Below are 18,960 nucleotides of genomic sequence, written 5' to 3' on the forward strand. Positions count from 1 at the left end.
TAACTAAACTAGTTTACTTCTTTATTTGTGCTTATACTTTACAATTTGAAGAGAAATATTCGAAGGTCCTATAAAGTATAGACTTTCGTCCTATATATATTGGAAGGACTTCCATTATCTTGAGGAGAATACATTATTTTGGTAATCAAAAAAACTAAGAGAGGAGGTCAAATAATGATACATCCTGGGCAAGAACTGTCTACCTTGGATTTCAAAAACATTATCGGCGGACCGCTTATAGCTGTCGTTGAAGCTCAAGCCCAAGCGGCAATGAGTTCAGTAAACTTTATCAAAGCCGTGGGTTTCAAAGCCGGAGACAGTAAGGATCCTGAGAACTCCAATACCGGAGACCCGATTTATGTAACCTTCAAGTACCCAAAAGAGGTTCAACCCTATCAGCCAGCAACAACATACTCTTTTTCGATTAGCGTCACAAATGTTGGAAGCGGTTACTCTAAAAAGCCTACAGTTACCCTTTCCGATGGTGGTGGACGTGATGCCACAGCAGAGGCTGTCGTTTCTGATGGTAAGGTTACCGCAATTAATATAACCAGCCTCGGTACCGGCTACAAAACAGCTCCGAAAATCCAACTATCCGGCTCAGATGACCCAGAAGGGACCCAAGCGGAAGCAATCGTCAATTTCACTCCCGGCACAGAAGCAACACCTGCAATCTACACTGATATGAAGCTTGAAGTGCCAATTCTCACTATGCTTCCTATACCCTTCATCAGAATTGATGAAACGACCTTAGATTTTAATGTAAAAATCAATTCCATGGAATACCGCCAGGTAGATGATAGTTTTACGTTAAATGCTTCGACAGAAGCAAAGGGCGGGTTTCTCTACGCCTCCGCCAAACTAAATGTATCTACCTCTTACCAGCGAAATACGACTCAGGGTGAAAAAGTTAATCGCACTTACTCAATGAACGTTCATGTCCGGGCAGTACAGGAAGAAATGCCTGCAGGACTGGAGAAAATTTTAGGAATTCTTGAAGACTCCATCCGATCTCAACCAGTTTTACCAACGTCATAGAATTAATTTCTTGGCTTATTAACCCATCAAAATCCAGAGTTAGAACCAATTTACCCCCACTTACAAAAAAGCGGGGGTAAATTGCAGCAGTTAGTCTATTGGATACGTTTTTTCCATTTGCGAGACAGTTATAAGGTGCTCCTTCTTTCCCCTTTACTTAAAAAATTTTCATCTTGAAAGGAAAGATTATATGCCGTACCTAGGAGATTATCTCGGCTATTTAATTACCGAGATAACAAATGCACGTGCCCAGGCTGATTATGAGGCTGTAAACATCGCAGAGCGCTATGCCAGAGATCCTTACCTTAAGTATCTTCCTGTACCACGCTTTAAAATACCTACTTTATCCATCGACGTTCCCTTAGTCATCAACAATATTCAAGAACCTACCGGTCGTTCTAGCAATGATCAAATTCTATCCTATATGCAAGCAAAGTTTCGCAAGCTGCTTCCCAGACAACTTAATATAATCAGTACTCTTTATCCGAGGACGACAAAAATGAATAACATTAATATACAAACAGATAAGATTTTTGAAGAATTTAAACAATTAGACTATACTCCTATAAGAATAACCCATATCGCGGATAAGCTTGTGGCATCAGTTATCAGAGAGCTGAAAGAGTCCACCCCCCTTGAAGATGATAAAAACAATAATAAACTTGATGAATTCGCTCATGAACTAAGACAACAGCTCTATTCCGAATTTAGCAAATACTTACGCGATCAACCGAGGCTGGATATTACAGCCAATACGTCTGATATAAAAAATGCGGGTTCTAAGGATATTTTAGCCTACGTCCGCTTTACAGTGACCGAAGATTCCCTTGAATGGACTACAGTGGATGAAGGCGACGTTGCCGTGCGCCGATTGATTCCTGAATAGGTGTTGGATGATGTTAAGATTATTAAATATTGAAGAATTAGAGAGTGTATTAACTCAAATCCCGAGATTAATTCGTCTCTTCGAAAAAAAAGAATCTACTTTTGTTCAGACAGTTAAAGATTGGTTGGAACAATTAGAAAAAGTGCTTGAAAATAATCGCATGCAGGCCTGTTCAGATATTGCAATTCTTAAAGGTTCCTTGATTTCCGTTGAAAGAGGATTACTTCCACAAGGGATAGAATTTTCGAGCCATAAAACCCATCGAAAAGTGATGGATGCAGTCGCCGTGGAAACCTTAAAAAAAGCTAACGAACTAATAACCAGTCTGATCAAAGGATCCCTAACCCAAATCAATGAAGCTGAACGATATATCCGTCAAATTGCCCCCCTTGCAGAACGCAAAGGTTTGTTTAACCCTCCTGAAGATTCCGTTACCGATCGCTCTATTTATTTAAAAGAAACCTGGCAACGGCTATTAGCTGATCCTGACCTTTGCAACATATGTCTCCACATCAAGGGGTTGGTAAGTTCCCAAGACATTCTTATACTTTTAGACAGAGCCATGTCCAATTAAAAGGGATAGTATATAACGGTAGTTATGCTTTCTGAAACGCACAAAAAGATAAGCTCCCTGAATCGAGGGAGCTTATCTTTGTCTCATTCCTTATTTTTATCACACTCCTGGCGTCTCTGTCTTAACATTGACTAATATATTTGAAATTCCAGCATTTAATCCACCAGTTACTACTAGTCTAAAGTCGTATCCGGTGGATGCGGTCAATCCTATTACTAGCGCTGTTGTTGCACCCACTTCGATTGTTTCACCTGTAGCATTATTCCATTCACTAGTTCCGGTAAGTGCCTTTTCAATCTTTATCCCTGTTGCTCCCACTACAGGCGACCAAGTGAAGGTTGCCGTAGTATCCGATTTCATTATACAAGCAAAATTTGCTACTGTGTTGTCTGGTATAGCTATAGGCTGAGCCGATACCTCACTGGAGTTTTCTCCGTCACCCGCTTCATTGCTCGCCTTCACAACAAAGTAATAAGTTGTTCCGTTACTTAAATCCCCCACAGCGAAGCTAGTATCTATCTTTTTAATACTCGGATCAACTTCCGTATATGGTCCACCGCTTGTGATAGATTGATATACTCTATAGAATTCAGCACCCAACTCACCTTGCCAACTAAGATTTACCTGCCCATCTTCCGCTGCTGCCTGTAAGCCCACGACTGTACCGGGCACCACCATCTGGGGCTTGGCAGAAACGATATCGGAGTACATGCTGTCACCCATTACGTTACTTGCTTTCACCATAAAGTAATAAGTCGTGTCATTGGTTAAACCTGTTACCACCCAGTGAGTATCCGTCTTTGAGATTCCAGGATATACTTCTGTATATTCTCCATCAAGGTCCGTTGATTGGAACACTTTGTAGTTTGTAGCATCAATTACAGGATTCCAATCTAGAACGACAAAACCGTTGCCTGTAAACGTATTTATATCCCTAGGCGCCTCTAGGTCAGAACCTTCTCTTGTCACAGTAATGGTATAAGCCTTAGGCATCTTAGCGACTTCCGATACCACTACATATATTGTATTGCCTCCAACGTTCAAGTAAATAGGATCGGATGCAGTTCCGCTATTAACCCCTAAACCATTAACGGTAATCTTACCTTCTGCAGCGGTGGGTGTTAGGGTAAGCCAGTCTACGTCATTTTCTACTACAGCTGTGTAGGTTAACGTGTTCTGGGATTTTATAGGTTCAACAGTGACCGTGCCGTTATCATTACTTATTACAAAGAACGGATCTGTTAACCCTGAACTAACAGGTTTATGAAATGTATAATAGATCATATTGGGGTAGATTTGGAGAAGGTTATTATTACTTCCCCAGTAGAATTCCAAAGGTTGCCCTGTCGCTACTACTCTACCTTGCTCGTACTTATACTCCACAAGAGTTGGATTACCCAAACTATCCGCGCAAAGTACTGTTGATATATCTGGAAGGTTGATAAAATAGTTATGGGAAGCGTAATTTCCTTGCAAGTTCGCTGGAACCCCCGCCATCATTGGGTGGCTGGTGTTAACATTTGTATTATATTCATCGTAGTAGATTTCATTAACAACCCCTCCAGGCAGCGTTGCTCCTGCCCCAACTATTGAGCCACCTCCGCCTCCTTGGTCACAGGCTTCGAAAAGGAGTGTCCCCCCTTGTTTTACAAAATCATCGAAACGACTTTGGTTAGCTTTGTAGGCATTATAAAAATCTTGAGGCTGATCATTGATAATCCATACGGTTTTATTAATGGGTAAAGGTATTTCACTCATGGACTCTGAAGAATAAATATTATAGGAAACCCCAAGCTCTTCTAACATGTCCTGTAGAGCTTCACTACCCCATGGTGATGGATCATCAGCAAAGATTATAACCTCTTCAGCCGCTGGTCTCAGCCAAAGCGTCTCTGAAATGGTTGTTATCTGATTAGCATTTACTGTCACTTCAACACTATCAGTAGCATAGCCCATTGCCCCATCTAATGCATACGCAGTGAAAATGTAGGTGCTTTTATCAGTGATATTATCAACAGGAACGTCAGTAAATTCAAAGTACCCTTGGGAATCAGTCATTGCAATCAGATCTGGTAAGAGTCTTCCTTCCAAAGTCTGGATTTTTACTACTATTCCTTGGTAATCTTGCTGATCAATAAACTTAGCATATCCCTTCACAGTACCTGAGACTACCTCCGGATAGAGAATCATAACCTCTTCTAATACTGTAGTTTGATCATTGATCGCCTCTGCTACTTTACTTGTACTGTAATAACCAGTTTTGCTTGCCTCTAATATATAATTCCCTTTTGGAAGTTGCGTTAATGAAAAGGTACCATCGCTGCTTGTAGTAGTGACAAACTCAATAGCTATCCCTTCCGTTGTGAAGCCCTTCGCTGTAATCTTTATACCGGAATAGTCAACAAGTACTACTGAATCAGGAAATTTTGCTACTCCAGTTATGATGCCGGTTCCGACGTCTGAAGCATTCAAAGTAACAGCCCATCCGCTTGAAATATTTCCGGCTCTATCGATTGCATAAATTTTATAGGTTCCAGAAGCCAAGCCTGTTGTAATAAGGCTGACTGGAGTATTTGCGTTTACCGCTGCCTTGGTTCCTTTAGTTTCAGTTACCGCCAAATTCAAATCATCTAAGGCTTGAGATGTAGCAGACGGAACTAGATAAATAAACCCTTCTTCAGTACTAGCAGCCTCAACCATATCACCAATTGTCACCGCTCCCTCTGTCACGGAAGTTAACGTCGGTGGTACTGTATCTTCTAAAACCCCATAGGTAGAAAAATGATTAACCGTAGCAACCACTTTTCCATCTTGAACGATTGAATCCTGATACTCCCACACTGAACCATTGAGGTAGTAAATGCCAACTTTTTCAGGATCAGCATCTGGATCAATTGGTAATGTCAAAGTCACAGAGTTATTAACCGTCATTCCACTGAATGTGAAGTTAATGACCTTGCCTCCAATTATCGTGCCTTCAGGTAAACTTGCAGAATCTACTTCCTCTGCTGTCACAGTCACGTTAGGCAGTATACTTAAACTACCCAAATCAAGGCTTACTCCATTTGTAAATGTAATTGGAGTACCTTGACTAACGGGAACAGGCATCCCCAATTCCGAAGGAATAATAGAAATTGTATAAACCATTTGCGTCCCATTTTGGGCAATCACCACAAGCCGATCACCGTTTCGGACTGGATTATGCACTCCTGAAACATCCCAAGTCTGGTGGCTCTCGCCTTTTAGAATATTGGACAGAAAAGTAGTACTGTCAGTCCTGTAAGGCACATTACTAATTGTTCCAAGGCTCACCGTATATTCATTAGATATCACCGTGGTCGAACCACTACTGCTGCTGCCATTATTCGACCCTGTAGTCGGAGGTGTTGGGGGAGTAGGCGTTGTCGTTATCGGGGACTGAGTTATCGAATCCGGGGTCGGCGGTATTCCTACTGCCTCTTTTTCAAGACTCTCAATCTCTTCCTCACTAACTCCACTTTCTTTAGCCGTTTCCACAATTTCTGATCTAATTTCCTCAGTTTCATTTTTCAGAGTGTTAATCGTTGATTGCAAAAGTTCAAACGACTGATCGTTATCCTTAAGCACCTGTTTAACTTCTTCCAACTTATCGGATGTCTTCAGACTAGTCACAAACTCCTTACTGAATTTAGCTAACTCGTCGACTTTAAAGGAGGTTCCGATGGCCGCTTTAAGGTGATCAACAACTCCCGTCTGTTTATAAGCAGACTGTTGTTCTTGCGTTAAAACCGTTAAGTCCTTCGCCCTTTCCATAATATCATTCACTAACTGCACCAAGATCTCTGCTTGAGCCGACCGAATCAACTCCTGAGGATCAATGACTTGGTGTTCAGGCATAGGTTCATCCAAAGAAACTAATCTTAAGGTCTGACCCATTGTGACTAGTTGGATCGGTGCTGACTGAGTCGCTTCATTATTTTGAGTCACACCCACAACACCTTCAACAACATCCCCTTGTGTCGCACCATTTTCCGGATTCACACTGACCAGATACAACGTTCCACGTACACCCATCACAGCCGTAGGAGTCTCTACTTCGTAGGAATCATCCATATTTAAAAGACTTTTAACTTTATTCCACACACTCCCCGACCATAATTGAAGGGAAGACTGTTGACCGCTCTGGGAAAACGTGACCCGCGCCTTCGCTTGTGAAGAGACCTCAGCAAAATCACTCCGGGTCAACCTTTGAATAGTTAGAGAGGAATTAGAACCAATGGTTGCTTCTGTCCCATCGCCATAGGAAAGCTTAGCAGTCCCGTTTTTACCTGTTCGCAACCAGTCACCCTGAACGAGTTCCATGCCATTTACAGCGGACAATTCACGCAGTCCGCCCCCTTTCTTAACGAGGACTTCTCCTTTTACCCCACTTAAAACGACTGACGGTTGAGCAGCCATAGCTTCCTGAGGAAAAGTGATTATCTGGCTAAAGAATAGGATGAAGGCTAGGGCAATCGTAGTCATGAGCCTGGGTTTAAGCTTATCACACCTCATTAGAACTCTCCCTCCACCTGGAAAATCTCCACCAGGTTTTCTTTTCCTTTAACCTTAATAGGATCTAACGCTGTCACCCTGAACCTCTCTTTGACCCGCTCATAGGTCTCCTTACTGATTAAAATCTGCCCTGGTTTAGCATTGGACTCCAGCCTAGCTGCTAAATTTACCGTATCCCCAATCGCGGTATAGTCTAAGCGCTCTTGTGACCCGATATTTCCCACAACTGCCGGACCAGAATTAATTCCGATCCCAAAACTTACGGATCGACCATACTGTTCTAGGAGACGTTCCGCAAGCCTTCCCGCCCCGCTCTGCATCTGCAAGGCAGCCCTAATCGCTCGTTCCGGATGATTTTCCTGTTCGATGGGTGCTCCAAAGATTGACATCACACCATCTCCAATAAACTTATCGATGGTCCCTTCCTGTGCAAACACGGCCCGGGAACAAAGGTCTAAGTACTCATTGAGAATCTTAATAACATCCTCGGGTTCCATTTTCTCTGATAGTGGAGTGAATCCACGGATATCGACAAATACCAAGGTTATGTCTTTGCGGACTCCACCGACCTTAATCTCTTCTTTAGTGGACAAGATTTCTTGAACCACCGCTTTCGAGACGTAACGACCAAAAATTCCAGTAACTCGTCCCCGCTCCCTCCGTTCTTGAAGGTACTGAGAGACCACGGAAAAGATGTACACTGAGATAATCGTCAAGACAGGGTATAGATAAGGCAGTAAAATATGTAGCGTTTGGAAGACAATAACTTCTGCAAAGGAGTAGATCGTCAATAACCCCACCATTATGAGAATCGACCACTTAGCCCTCACACGTTCCATACTGAAATAGGCTAATAGGCCAAGTAAAACCATCACCATTAGGCCCACTGGATGAGAAGCCCTCGTGTAAATCTTCTCATCTAATAAGCTCTGAATGACATTAGCATGAATCGCTACGCCGTACATCTCCAGTTTTTTGCTCGTAGGAGTATAATAAGCATCATCCAAACCCATCGCATAAGGTCCTATCAACACCACCGAACCGGCAAAATAGGCAGGGTCAACCTCTCCACTTAGTACTCTGGAGATGGAAATCGTTTCAATGCTTTGATCGAGAGGTTTTGTTGCATAGGAAAAATATAGTTCGTTCTGAGGCCCAACCGGCAGAGGAGTTTTCCCCTTTAACCAGTGGTTATCCTCAGTCCACACTAACTGTTGATCGGTCGGCAAAAGTAAATTCGCCAGTTTAACACTAATAGCCGGAACACGAGTTTCTTCATGGGAGATCCCCAACATTACATTGCGTACGACCCGATCATCATCCTCAATAACGTTGATATGCCCTGTTTGCTTAAGATCAATCGGGATCACTGGTTTTTGCAAACCTTCCACTACGACCTGGCGATTTACTTTTCGAGTCTGAAAATCAAAGTAGACCGGAAGAAATAAATTCTGGTGTTTGGCAACCACCTGCTCCCAGGCCTGATCTTCCGCAGGATTCTGACTCTTATTACTGTAATAAATGTCCGGCCACACAGCCAGAGCCCCTTTAGACAAAAGCTGGTCTGATAGTTCAGCAATAATGTTGCGTGGCCAAGGCCATCTTCCCACCGTATCCAGACTTTTTTCGTCAATGGCCAAAAGTTTAATCCTGGAATCTACCTTCCTCGGCTCAATGGTCACCCGATCCGTCACGCTGCGTTCCGCATTATATAAGACTTCATTAAAGTAGGAAACACCCATCACCAGCAGGATAATGATCACGGCATAAATCTTCTTCATAACTCACTCCACCCCTTTACGGCTGCCATTCGAGCAAACGAATGGAGTTATTATATTGATCAACCATTAAAAGATTACCTTCCTTAGTGATCTTAACTGCTGCCGGGCTATCAAACTGAACTTGTTCAGGGAATCCGTTTTGCTTACCGGATAAACCATTTCCTGCTAAGGTTTTGACCCTACCAGCCTTGCTGATCTCTCTCAAACGATGGTTATAGGTATCTGTCACATAAACTGTGCCTTCTGTCGACACGGCTATGCCGCTGGGAAAGTTAAATTTGGCTTCAAGTAGGGAACCATCTTGGAACCCTCCTTTAAAATAGGTGGTATCGACAATTGGAACAGTACCGGACCCAGCTAAGGTTGTCACCTCTCCCTCAGGGGATACCACCCTGATCCTTTGGTTTCCAGTATCCGCCACATATAAGGATCCTTCTGGTCCTAAAGCGATGCCAGAAGGTTCATTAAATTGAGCCTGTTCTCCCTGTCCATCCACATATCCACCGAAAAGCCAGTTACTTCTTGTCTCATACCCGCCACCAGCTAAAACGGACCACTCTCCGTTTTTTTCCACACGCAGGATACGATGATTCAGGGTTTCCGTAACATAGAGTTCTCCCTCTCTCCCTAGGACAAGATCAGACGGAGAGCTTAAGCCGTTAACTAACGTTTTCACAAGCCCCGACTTATCAATGACACGAATTGCACCATTAGCAGAATCCGCAACATAAATCCTTCCATCCGGGTCAACTGCCAGACCCTTAGGTTGATTAAACCTGGCCTCAGTCCCTAGACCATCTTGAAAACCTCCAACAGAAAGGCCATAATCATCCTTCACCGTGGCCATACCGGCCACCGTCGTAACTTTACCTTCAGCGATCCCACGAATTCGGTGGTTTTGAGTATCTGACACATATACCGTTCCATCATTTCCTTGCGCAATTCCCCAGGGCATCGCAAATTGGGCTGCCAAATTTTCAGCGTCCAGGTAGCCTAAACTTCCCGAGCCAGCAAAGGTCCGCACCTGAGGCTTACCTACAATGGATTGTCCATAGTTCAACATATAACTAACTGCTATAAGGGTTTTATCCGCGATAATCCCTGACCCTCCTAAAGCCGTAACCTGAGAATTCTGAGCAAGCCCTTTTTGGTTGCGCTGCCAGTAGCCCTTAAGTAATTCGCAGGTTTCCTGAGGTAAGGAGTTATTGACTAAGACCAGGGGAGCCTGGTTTTTGGCCGCCAACACCGCACCCGTTAGAGCATCGGGAAAATTTTCACCGGACGCCAGGTAAATATGTGGAATTGGAAGACCGCTTTCGTCGTCCTGCCAAGAAGCATCAAAATGACTCACCGAACTATTGATCTTTTCCATCGTACCATAGCGGTTGTTCCCGCTAATCCGGCTCACACCATCTGGAGCAATCCGAGTAATCTGGGATTTTAGTTGATTCACACTTGCTTCAGGGATCACAGCCGTGCCACCAACCACATGAAAGGTTTGCTTTAAGTCATTCGAGGTATTCGGGATTGAATTCAAATATTGAATAATTGCGTCCGGAATCGGACCCTTCGAAGGGAGCAAAATTAATGGAACTCCCCCTAAAGAGGCTGGAACCGTTTGCCCTTTCAATTTTAAATAGTTTGACTTCTCTGCATTTACATAACCTGTTGTCGCAGCCAGAACGGAAGCAGACAAGGCATCCGGGAAATTATCCCCTTGAACTAGATAAAACTCTGATCCCGAATGATCAAGTTCTTTAGCAATAGCCAAGGCAGTCTCATATCGGTCATGCCCCGCAATCCGATGTATATTTTCGTGCTTAAACCCTAGATTTACTAAAGCCTCAACAAAACGCTCCGGCACAGCCACTGGGCCACCTAGAATGTAGATATTTCCGGATTTATTAAGGTGTTCTTTTATATATTTAAAGGCCTCCTGACTTAGTTCTGGTGTACTTCCTAATAAAAGAAGCGGGCCTTGCTTTTGATGAGCTAATGGCACACCTGCCAGTGCGTCCGGAAAATTACTTCCCGTGGTAAGCACAACATTATCCACCACCGCTGGGAACTTCAAAGCGATTTGAAACATAGTGTCATAGCGGCTATTGCCATACAACCGTTCTATCTTGTTTAATTCCTGGTTTGCTGAAACAATGCAAGGCTGAAAGACTAGGAACGTCACGATACACATTAATAAAGCATAAATTCGAAACGATGAGCGTTTCTTCACGAGTATTCCTCCTGCCTGGTGAATTATCAAAATATGGAACTCTAAAATGTGAATATTCTTCATTTGTTTTGATAATCCTGCAAATACTTTCCTTTTATAGGATAATATTTTCACAAATGCTTTGACAAATTCCAACTATTTTGATTATGTACACGGACCCTCGAAAATGATATTATGACGATAAAAAAATGAAGAACTCATCAGAAATGAGGTTTAGAAATGAGTTCCTTTGATCTCCTATTATTAGCCCATCTCCTTGGAGATTTCCCTCTCCAAACTAGTTGGATGGCCATGAACAAAGCGACCAAATGGTTCCCGCTAATAGCCCATTCAACCGTATACACTTCGACGCTGGGAGTAATAGCCTTCCTTGGTTTTGGCGGTTTAGTCTGGTGGCAGCTCCTTATCATTTTTCTGGGGCATATCCTTCTTGATCGCCGAATCTTTGTGGCCTGGTGGGTCCGTCACGTTATGCGTACGGATCTTTCGAAAAACCAATGGCTTGGCATCATGGTAGATCAAGTCTTTCACCTCACCCTCCTAGCCTTCATATTACAAGTACAATAAAACCGATCCTTCCCATAACTTTTTCAAGGGATTCTGCAAAGTATCCTTTAACCAAGCTGTCGAAAGGAGTAACCTAAAATGCACGAACTCCAAGACCTTGAGGTTAAGCTCAAAGACGACCTGACCCCAGAACAAATGCTGCATATCATCTTTCATTACATATCCTTAATCGCCCCGGAAAAAAATTTAGACCATATCTTACTCTATATGGCGGATATGGGTCGCGAGCTGATCCTAGCAGATCGCTGCACCTTATGGCTTCATGACAAGGAGAATAATCTGCTCTGGACAAAAGTCGCCCATGGCGTAAAGGCCTTGACCATGCCCGCAGAGGCGGGATTGGCGGGTTTTGCTTTGAAAAACAACCAAAGCATCTTCATCGAGGATGCCTACAAAGATGCCCGTTTTAACCCGGAAGTCGATCTTCAGACTGGCTACCGCACAAAATCTGTTCTCGTCATTCCAATTCAAAATCAGCAAGGCGAAAACATGGGAGTCTATCAAGCCATCAATAAGATGACCTCAGCAGGAGTCTTTTCTAGTCAGGATATAGATTTACTAACTCTAGCTGCCTCCTACAGCGGCAAAGCCTTAGAAGCCGCCATACTTAATAAGGAAATTGAACAAACTCAAAAAGAGATTATTTATTTGATGGGTGAAATCGGAGAAAGCCGTTCCAAAGAAACCGGAAATCATGTGAAGAGAGTCGCAGAATACTCCAAAGTTCTAGCTCTTCGTCTTGGTCTGAGCCCTGTCGAAGCTGAGCTTATCAAAACCGCCTCTCCCATGCACGATATTGGAAAAGTTGCTATTCCGGATTCTATCCTAAAGAAACCCGGAAAGTTAACGGATGAAGAATTTGCCCTGATGCAAGCCCATACAAAGATTGGCTATGAACTTTTGAAAAAATCTAATCGGCAACTACTTAAATCTGCAGCGATAATCTCACATCAGCACCATGAAAAATGGAACGGCACCGGCTATCCTCAAGGCCTCAAAGGAGAAGAAATTCACATTTACGGTCGCATCACTGCTGTTGCTGACGTGTTCGATGCTCTAGCCAGTGATCGCTGCTATAAGAAAGCCTGGGAAATTGACCGAGTTATCAACCTTTTCAAAGAAGAACGCGGAGTACAATTCGATCCCCAACTTATTGATGCATTTATGGATTGCTTAGAGGAAATTTTTGCTTTGAAAGAAGAGTATGCTGATTAAGACACTCAAGTTTTGGTTTCGCCACCTGATACCATAATCTTTTATAGTAACAAAGTAGAAATAGGGACGGTTCTTGGTTCCATAAATGGAACCAAGAGCCGTCCCTTAATGCCCTTCTCTTACCCTTGAAAACTATTTGTAGCGCTACTTTTTCCCGAACACTATCTCTAACTTGTTAATCTCACCTTTAGGTTGATCCCCTGTAATGAGAAGATCTGCTTCAACTGTGAAATTTCCATGAGAGTTTTGAATTTTTCCCTCAAGATTCCACTTCGGCCAGTCTGAGTCTCCGACTAAAACCGTATCACTATCACTGATCGCTTTTCCATTCAGCTTGATATTCTTAAGTTTTACAGCCGAATCAGATTCTCGATTTAAGAGCATAAATTGAATTGCATCGAAATCTGCATCCTTTACCGTATCATACTCTGCCCGATATTCATATTCAGCATTAAGTTCGACCCAAACCTTCCCATCCTCTGCATCATACCCAAAACGCACCTTATTCCGTTCTTCCCAATCCCCATACGGTTTTTCCCCATCAATTGTGGTTCCACGATAGAAGTTAATCGAAGTACGATCCGATGTACCAAGATTTTCTTGAGCATCCGTCAAATACACCTCAGCGCTTGTGGCTAGGTTATTGAAATTTAAAAATCTAACCGCTCCATAGGTTGTATCTAGATCCTGATTCGTAGTATAAAGATGGACATTCTCAGTTTCTTCAACATCATCAACTACTTCAAGACCATCTATGGAATAATTCAGTTGTTTTACAACATTTCCGCCACGATTAATAACGTTGATTAGTATGGAATCCCCATTCGCTAAATTTCCGTTTTCCCCCCCGACTACCTCAAAATCGAAGACGGGATTATTATCGATAATTAGTACTTTTCCGTTATTTTTCTCTAGATCAATATCAAACCTGCTCCACATAGCATTCATATGTTTATTCTGATCAGTTTTTCCCTTCCCAAAGCTCTTCATCTTAGCGGAGTCTTCCACCCCTTTTGCTAAGGCAGCAGATGGAAGTGCTAAGAGCGAAACTAATAAAATAGGGACCAATTTTTTCATAACCTTTTTCAATTGATATACCTCCCCTTAAATTCATACGAGGCCGTCTTAGATGGACGATATTGCCTCTCACTAATTATTTAGTTCCTCGCTAGGTATTTTGAGGGGGTACTTTAAATAATTATCCATTATTATCCAACAGATTATGATAGGGAACGACAAAATAATACCCTATGTTACAAACATCTAAGGTATCTTATCAAAAGTTATAATTTATAATACTTCCACCTAATGAAAACTGGATGGTTCTTGAAAGCAAATAAAAGCCGATAATTCCACGCGAGAAATTATCGGCTAACTTATGCTAAAGTATGCTTAGCTTGCTTAGTCTTGACTTGACCTGACTAGCTTAGCTTAGTTTGATTTAACTTTTGGCTATGTTTTTTATCTTTCATTGCCTCCTGATTTATCTCCCTTTTCTCGATCTTTAGAAGCCTTTTGCTGAGTTTTCTCTCCAGTTTGCTTCTGGGCAGAGTTACTGGAACTTTGATCTTTTTCTTTCAAGGCACTCTTCTCTGATTCTTTTTGAAGATTACCTTCTTGTAGTTTTTGCTCTTGTTGTAGTTTTTCTTTCAGTACTTCTACTTCTGCTTGTGCTTCATCTTTTGCTTTTGATTTTGCTTCTGCTTCTGCTTCTGCTTCAGCTTTAGTTTTATCTTTAGCTGGATCTATAGATTTAACTTCAGGTTTTTGATTAGAAACATCTTTAGACTGGTTTTTATCCTCAACTTTAGCTTTTAGCTTTTGTGCTTGCTGCTTGGTTGGTTCAAATTCTGAGTTTGCTTCTGATTTTGCCTTTGTCACTTTACCTTTTGCGTCTAAAACTAAGGACTGACGATTGGAATCTGTCGTTAGCGCCATGGTATTGAAAGCTGCGCTCGGGGTAGCTGCTATAGCTTCTTCCTCTAACTGACCATCCTCAAGAACTTGGTCGAGGTTTTCTAAAGCGACTACCTCTTCCTCAGTTAATTCACTCTCTTCTAAGTCTTCGGTTGCTCTTTTCAGTTCTTTAGCAACCCTTTGTTGCTCCTTTTTATCCATCTTGGCAATGCTTTTTTCCATGGAGCGTACAATGTTTACCGCGACTCTTTGGGCAGCTTGGGGCGGAAGCTTATCTAAGAGGCCTCCTAAGGTTTGAACATTATTAGCCTGAGTTGTACTGAGCGCAGTCTCAAGTTTTTGTTTGATTTCGGAATCTGTTTGAGTTAGTTGATCTACAAAAGCCTCAGCCTCAGCGACTTTCGCGGTGTAGGCTTTAAGGGCGCCTTCAGCTTCTTCAGTATCTCCCTTCTCAATCAATGCCCCAGCTTCTGCAATTCTCTCAAGGGCTTGTTCCTCCAGAAGCTCTGTTTTCTTCACGGGGTCAAACGTTAAAACTACTTGAAGTTTCTCAATCAAGGTTGTCAGCCAATAAAAAGGGGAATCCGGAAGTGTACCGGGTGAAATGACTTCTCCGTTTTCATTAAGCACCGGAGGCAGATCCTCATCAACGCTTTCTGTGCCCTCAGGAGCTTCACCAGTTTCGTTTTCAGCTATATCTTCAGGTTCATTAGTCTCAGTCTCTTCTTCAACATTTGTCTCTTCAATATCAGTGATAATTTCAGCGTCTGTACTAGGTTCTGTCGTAGTCTCCTCATTGGGGGTAGGCGTGGTTTCCTCCACTTCTACAGATGGAATCGTCTCGGCAAAAGCGAGAGGGGCACTTATTGGCATGACACAGAGAGCTAAGGTTAAAGCTATGGCAAGTCTCTTTTTTAGCATATCCATCCTATTCACTCCTTAAAAAATCCCTTAGAAAACTCTATCTTATTGTCGCATTATACACTGCCCCAAATGCTCCAACAAGCATATTTCCTCAGATCAGGACGAATGGACTAGAAGAAAGGTTCTTTTAACCTATTCATACCTATTATAAAATCTCCTATTCCCCTAGAACTTACAAAACTTCCCTATGCCGGGACGCACGCGCAGGGACGATTCTTAGTTCTCATAAAAGCACTAAGAATCGTCCCTGGTAACGGCTTGTAATTACGGCTTTTCGTACATCCACTCAGACTATGCCATGCCGAATAAGTTCATAAATAGCAGCCATAGGACGCCGCCAAACGGCAAATCCTCCGAATGCTAACATATCTCCGTTCTTGATCTGTCCTATCGCTTCACTGAGACTAACTATCTTAGGTCTGGCCATTATGCAAAACCTCCCCTATTTATCCGTCGTTAAGGCACCCACTTCAAAAGTGGGTGCCCTGCGTACCCTACTTCAGAGACGAATGTCCAGTAAGGGGTTATCCTAAGCCGCCTTCCCCCATAGGAATATTTGGCTGCAAAGAAAACAGACTCCCCCACTGAAGTTCGCTGCTCAGCTTTGATTAAACCTTTTTACATCAACTCTTCTTAATTAAAACCGACCGATAACTTCACGTCCGATGATCATACGCTGAATCTGATTAGACCCTTCATAAATTTGAGTAATTTTAGCATCCCTCATCATACGTTCAACGGGATATTCTGAGCAGTAACCATATCCGCCCATCAATTGTACGCAGTTGGTCGTGACTTCCATAGCAACATCCGTAGCGAAGTACTTGGCCATTGAGGCTTCTTTGTTATGAGGCAATTTGTTATCCTTAAGCCAGGCAGCTCTGTAAATCAGCATCTGAGCAGCTTCTATCTTGGTAGCCATCTCTGCAATCATAAACTGAACGCCCTGATTGGCAGCCAGAGGTTTATCAAATTGTTTTCTTTCCTTAATGTAATTAATGGTATATTCTAGGGCCCCTTCAGCAATTCCCAAGCCTTGGGCACCGATCGTGATACGACCTCCAGCCAGCAGTCCCATCGCAACAGCAAAGCCATTGTTGATTTCTCCTAAGACGTTTTCTTTGGGAACTTTGACATTTTCAAAATATAGTTCACAGGTTGGATCAGCGTGCATCCCCATTTTTTCAACAGGTTTGCTGATCGTAAACCCAGGGGTGTCTTTCTCGATAATCAAGCAAGTAATCCCTTTCCCTTTGGGAGCAGTTAAATCCGTTTTCACAAAAGTGCAATAGGTTGTGGCATGTCCACCATTGGTAATAAATATTTTACTGCCGTTAACCAGGAAATGATCGCCCATATCTTCCGCTTTGCATTTTAGGGCAGCAGCATCAGATCCAGCGTTAGGCTCAGTCAAAGCATAGGCACCAATAATCTCACCAGTAGACAGTCTCTTAAGATATTTATCTTTCAGATACTGACTTCCATAGAGATAAATACTCATACAACCCAAACCAGTGTGTACGCTGGTTACAACAGCTGTTGAGGCGCAGGCCTTAGCTAACTCCTCAACGATAATTGCAAAATCGAGATATGTACCGCCTCCACCGCCCCATTCTTCAGGAACAGGAAATCCGGTTAGGCCTAGTTCTCTCATCTTATTCCAAGTATCCTTAGGAAATTCATGACTTTTGTCCAGGACCTCTGCCAGAGGTGCTACTTGAGATTTAGCAAATTTTCTAACCATGTCCCTAACCATTAGTGTTTCGTTACTTAGTTGAAAATCCATATTAACCCCACTCCTATCGTTTTATTAAATACGTACGATTTGTCAGTTGCATTTGGTCTTTAATTAATCAGCATCCACACGAATCAGCATTGCATCGCCCTGGGCATGACCGGCACAGATTCCACAGACTCCATAACCACCGCCACGACGTTTCAACTCATATGCCAGGGTCATAACTATTCTCGCTCCGGTAGCGCCGATAGGATGACCGTAGGCAACCGCCCCGCCGTTGACATTAACTTTTTCAAACATCTGCTCCTTAGACATACCTAGAATGCTGCGAGCACTTACCAGAGCTACCGCTGCAAAGGCCTCATTAATCTCAATCAATTTAATATCATCCAGTGTTAAATTGTTTTGTTCGAGCACCTTCTTAATCGAAAGGCCGGGAACCGTCGCAATATCCTTCGTGGGTTGCGATACTTCCGCATAATCCACAATAGTAAACAGAGGTTTTATTCCTAGTTCATCTGCCTTAGCCCGGCTCATAAGTAAGCAAACATCGCCGCCATCATTGGTACCAGGTGCATTACCAGCGGTTACACTGCCAGGTTTTCCGGTAACAGCACTGACATGATTGAACACCGGACCCAGCTTCGCCAAGCCTTCCATGGTTGTATTAGCTCGAGGCCCTTCATCCTTTTCCATAACTTCTTTGCCCTTTTTAATAACAATCGGAAAAATTTCGTCGTCTAATTTTCCAGCTGCCATAGCCTCTGCCGCAGCCAGCTGAGAATGTAGAGCCCATTCATCTTGTTCTTCACGGCTGTAACCAAATTCATCAGCCACTTCAGACCCATGAATCGCCATATGCCGATCATAGACTGCGTCCCAGAGTCCATCCTTTACCATCAGATCTTCACAATTAGCGTTTATAAAACCCATTTTCTTCCCACGTCTCATATCCGGCAGGGCAAAGGGGATGTTGCTCATACTCTCTTGACCACCAGCAATCACAATGTCAGCTCTTCCTAGGGCTATCATCTGAGCACCTAGATCAATGGTTTTAACCCCGGAGGAGCAAACCTTATTAACCGTAATGGAAGGCACATGTTCGGGCAATCCCGCCAGGAGAGTAGCTTGACGACTCGGAACTTGACCACAGCCAGCTTGTACCACATGCCCCATGATGACATAGTCAACATCGCCAGGAGCGACCTTTCCTTCCGTTCTGCGAATAACTTCTTTAATCGCTAATGCCCCTAACTGGGCAGCATCATACTCTACTAATGCACCAAGAGACTTACCATAGGGGGTTCTGCAGGCTTCAACACAAACTACCTCTCGTTGTTTGGCAAAGGTATTGTCTATTTTCCTTCCCATAGTTGAGTAATCAGGCTTTCTTTCACCGAAAGCACTGATTTTCGCATCCTTATAATAGCCTTTTCTTGTGAGTTCAAGCTTTTGGGTAACTTTAGACATCACGAAATCCTCCTTATTCCTTAAAGTTTTGAAACTTTTATTGAGCGAAAGTCTTAGTTCTGGGCTTAATCACCTCACATTAAACCT

Annotated in this window: 13 protein-coding genes; 5 read left to right on the plus strand and 8 right to left on the minus strand. The window is 43.0% G+C overall.

Features of this window, described 5'->3' with window-relative positions:
* Positions 1-174: 174 nt before the first annotated feature.
* From HGJ98_RS11840 to HGJ98_RS11850, 3 genes are all read left to right on the plus strand, one after another.
* Entirely contained in the window at positions 175-1,038 is an 864-nt protein-coding gene (locus tag HGJ98_RS11840; protein WP_291351623.1) for a DUF2589 domain-containing protein, read from the plus strand.
* Positions 1,039-1,228: 190 nt separating this feature from the next.
* Positions 1,229-1,924, plus strand: a complete 696-nt coding sequence (locus HGJ98_RS11845; RefSeq protein ID WP_291351624.1) for a hypothetical protein — start codon at positions 1,229-1,231, stop codon at positions 1,922-1,924.
* A gap of 10 nt (positions 1,925-1,934) precedes the next feature.
* Entirely contained in the window at positions 1,935-2,498 is a 564-nt protein-coding gene (locus HGJ98_RS11850; RefSeq protein ID WP_291351625.1) for a hypothetical protein, read from the plus strand.
* A 99-nt stretch (positions 2,499-2,597) separates the two neighbouring features.
* Here HGJ98_RS11850 and HGJ98_RS11855 read toward each other — a convergent pair whose 3' ends face one another.
* The 3 genes from HGJ98_RS11855 to HGJ98_RS11865 are packed head-to-tail and all read right to left on the minus strand — an operon-like array spanning position 2,598 to position 11,042.
* Complete coding sequence (locus HGJ98_RS11855; RefSeq protein ID WP_291351626.1) at positions 2,598-7,031, minus strand: FecR domain-containing protein; 4,434 nt, start codon at positions 7,029-7,031, stop codon at positions 2,598-2,600.
* Positions 7,031-8,812 carry an adenylate/guanylate cyclase domain-containing protein gene (locus HGJ98_RS11860; RefSeq protein WP_291351627.1) on the minus strand — a complete coding sequence of 594 codons (1,782 nt, stop codon included), beginning with the start codon at positions 8,810-8,812 and terminating at the stop codon, positions 7,031-7,033. Before HGJ98_RS11860 ends, HGJ98_RS11855 begins: the two co-directional genes overlap by 1 nt.
* A gap of 16 nt (positions 8,813-8,828) precedes the next feature.
* Positions 8,829-11,042: a cell wall-binding repeat-containing protein gene (locus HGJ98_RS11865; protein ID WP_291351628.1), complete on the minus strand. Its 2,214-nt coding sequence runs from the start codon at positions 11,040-11,042 to the stop codon at positions 8,829-8,831.
* A 219-nt stretch (positions 11,043-11,261) separates the two neighbouring features.
* Here HGJ98_RS11865 and HGJ98_RS11870 point away from each other — a divergent pair, with 219 nt between their 5' ends.
* Complete coding sequence (locus HGJ98_RS11870; RefSeq protein WP_291351629.1) at positions 11,262-11,609, plus strand: DUF3307 domain-containing protein; 348 nt, start codon at positions 11,262-11,264, stop codon at positions 11,607-11,609.
* 78 nt (positions 11,610-11,687) lie between these two features.
* Positions 11,688-12,824 carry an HD domain-containing phosphohydrolase gene (locus tag HGJ98_RS11875; RefSeq protein ID WP_291351630.1) on the plus strand — a complete coding sequence of 379 codons (1,137 nt, stop codon included), beginning with the start codon at positions 11,688-11,690 and terminating at the stop codon, positions 12,822-12,824.
* A 144-nt stretch (positions 12,825-12,968) separates the two neighbouring features.
* On the opposite strand, the gene HGJ98_RS11880 is transcribed toward HGJ98_RS11875, so the two are convergent.
* The 5 genes from HGJ98_RS11880 to HGJ98_RS11900 form a co-directional block, all read right to left on the minus strand.
* Positions 12,969-13,913 (minus strand): hypothetical protein, encoded by a 945-nt coding sequence (locus tag HGJ98_RS11880; RefSeq protein ID WP_291351631.1) that lies wholly within the window; start codon positions 13,911-13,913, stop codon positions 12,969-12,971.
* 372 nt (positions 13,914-14,285) lie between these two features.
* The gene (locus tag HGJ98_RS11885) at positions 14,286-15,668 is read right to left on the minus strand and encodes a DUF5667 domain-containing protein (RefSeq protein WP_291351632.1); all 1,383 of its coding nucleotides are present in this window, start codon (positions 15,666-15,668) and stop codon (positions 14,286-14,288) included.
* Positions 15,669-15,951: 283 nt separating this feature from the next.
* Positions 15,952-16,092 carry a CoA-transferase gene (locus HGJ98_RS11890; protein ID WP_291351633.1) on the minus strand — a complete coding sequence of 47 codons (141 nt, stop codon included), beginning with the start codon at positions 16,090-16,092 and terminating at the stop codon, positions 15,952-15,954.
* Positions 16,093-16,302: 210 nt separating this feature from the next.
* On the minus strand, positions 16,303-17,451 hold the full coding sequence (locus HGJ98_RS11895) for an acyl-CoA dehydrogenase family protein (RefSeq protein ID WP_291351634.1): 1,149 nt from the start codon (positions 17,449-17,451) through the stop codon (positions 16,303-16,305).
* A gap of 63 nt (positions 17,452-17,514) precedes the next feature.
* Entirely contained in the window at positions 17,515-18,873 is a 1,359-nt protein-coding gene (locus HGJ98_RS11900; RefSeq protein WP_291351635.1) for a thiolase family protein, read from the minus strand.
* Positions 18,874-18,960: the final 87 nt, after the last annotated feature.

This window comes from Desulfosporosinus sp., assembly GCF_014237355.1.
Taxonomy (GTDB): domain Bacteria; phylum Bacillota; class Desulfitobacteriia; order Desulfitobacteriales; family Desulfitobacteriaceae; genus Desulfosporosinus.

Bases quoted from the DNA above. Each gene is read 5' to 3' on its own strand.
- HGJ98_RS11885 (WP_291351632.1), bottom strand. From the start codon at position 15,668: ATGGATATGCTAAAAAAGAGACTTGCCATAGCTTTAACCTTAGCTCTC.
- HGJ98_RS11860 (WP_291351627.1), bottom strand. From the start codon at position 8,812: ATGAAGAAGATTTATGCCGTGATCATTATCCTGCTGGTGATGGGTGTT.
- HGJ98_RS11875 (WP_291351630.1), top strand. From the start codon at position 11,688: ATGCACGAACTCCAAGACCTTGAGGTTAAGCTCAAAGACGACCTGACC.
- HGJ98_RS11890 (WP_291351633.1), bottom strand. From the start codon at position 16,092: ATGGCCAGACCTAAGATAGTTAGTCTCAGTGAAGCGATAGGACAGATC.
- HGJ98_RS11900 (WP_291351635.1), bottom strand. From the start codon at position 18,873: ATGTCTAAAGTTACCCAAAAGCTTGAACTCACAAGAAAAGGCTATTAT.
- HGJ98_RS11840 (WP_291351623.1), top strand. From the start codon at position 175: ATGATACATCCTGGGCAAGAACTGTCTACCTTGGATTTCAAAAACATT.
- HGJ98_RS11855 (WP_291351626.1), bottom strand. From the start codon at position 7,031: ATGAGGTGTGATAAGCTTAAACCCAGGCTCATGACTACGATTGCCCTA.
- HGJ98_RS11895 (WP_291351634.1), bottom strand. From the start codon at position 17,451: ATGGATTTTCAACTAAGTAACGAAACACTAATGGTTAGGGACATGGTT.
- HGJ98_RS11870 (WP_291351629.1), top strand. From the start codon at position 11,262: ATGAGTTCCTTTGATCTCCTATTATTAGCCCATCTCCTTGGAGATTTC.
- HGJ98_RS11850 (WP_291351625.1), top strand. From the start codon at position 1,935: ATGTTAAGATTATTAAATATTGAAGAATTAGAGAGTGTATTAACTCAA.
- HGJ98_RS11845 (WP_291351624.1), top strand. From the start codon at position 1,229: ATGCCGTACCTAGGAGATTATCTCGGCTATTTAATTACCGAGATAACA.